Genomic DNA, 1,215 nt, shown 5'->3' with positions numbered 1-1,215 from the left:
ATTTTATGGAGTTGCTCAAGGGAGTGATGCTCAATATTTCTCTCTATGACCTTTTGGGAAATGTGCCCCGGTATGGAAAGTTTATGAAAGACATGCTAAGCAACAAGGGCAAGCAAACATTGGGTGACATAGTGACTTTGAGTCCTAATTGTAGTTGCATCATCAAGAAGGACTTGAGGATTCCAACAAAAGAGAAGGATCCGGGGAGTTGCACTATTCCGGTAGCCATTGGGGACAAGAAATTTGCTAAAGCCTTATGTGATTTGGGATCCGGAGTGAGCCTCATGCCTTTGTCTATTGCCAAGAATTTGAAGTTAGTTGATGGGTTGAAGTACACGCCGGTTGCTCTTCAATTGGCCGACAAGTCAATCGTGCGGCCCGATGGTATATTGGAGGATATCTTGGTGCAAGTTGACAAATATTTTCTACCCACCGACTTCATGGTATTCGACATGCAAGAAGATCTAGAAGTACCATTGATTTTGGGGCGGCCATTTCTTGCTACGGGTGATGCTATAATTCGTGTAAAGGACAATGAAATCACGTTCAATATCAATGGAGAGGAAGTGCGATTCAAAGTGGACGAAGCGGTGAAGTACCCAGGGAATTATTCCGAATGCTTCCATGTTGATGTTCTTGAGTCATTGGTGATGCACACAACTCAAGAAATGATAGCACAAGAGACTTGGCTCAAGCAAGGGGTAGAGCTCCATTTTGATAGTGAGGATGCAACTATTGAAAGGCTACTTTGTGAAAGCATTGAGAATTGCTACTTAGATGATTTGGCCTATAGCATCATGGGAGAGGATCATGGCAAAGATGAGTCCGATGAGTTGAATGAAGATGGTAGCCTTGAGCAAGCCTTGAGTTTGGGGGAGACTACAATTGATGAAAACACTTCTTGTGCACCTATGGAGGAAGTCCTTAAGCCTTTGCCATCTAATCTCAAGTATGCCTTTTTGGGGGACAATCAAACACTTCCGGTGATCACATCATCTACTTTGGGGGAGGATCAAGAGCTTCAATTGACTAACTTGTTGAAGGAGTGCAAGAGAGCTATAGGTTGGACCATGGCCGATATAAAGGGTATAAGGCCCTTGGTATGCACACACAAGATATTCCTTGAAGAAGATCACAAGCCGGTCCGACAAAAGCAAAGACGACTCAATCCTTTGATGCTAGGTGGGGGGGGGGGGGGGGTTTTCAGGCTCTTGG

1 protein-coding gene is annotated in these 1,215 nt (G+C 44.5%); it reads left to right on the top strand.

Annotated features, from left to right (window positions below):
• Positions 1–83: 83 nt before the first annotated feature.
• Positions 84–1,215, top strand: a 1,132-nt coding sequence (locus BVER_RS33145) for a retropepsin-like aspartic protease (protein ID WP_198155494.1), incomplete at its 3' end; no start/stop codon positions are given.

Source organism: Candidatus Burkholderia verschuerenii, from assembly GCF_001189365.1.
Lineage (GTDB): Bacteria > Pseudomonadota > Gammaproteobacteria > Burkholderiales > Burkholderiaceae > Caballeronia > Caballeronia verschuerenii.
The sequence above is the reverse complement of the archived record's forward strand: the minus strand, read 5'-3'. Positions and strand labels throughout refer to the sequence as shown.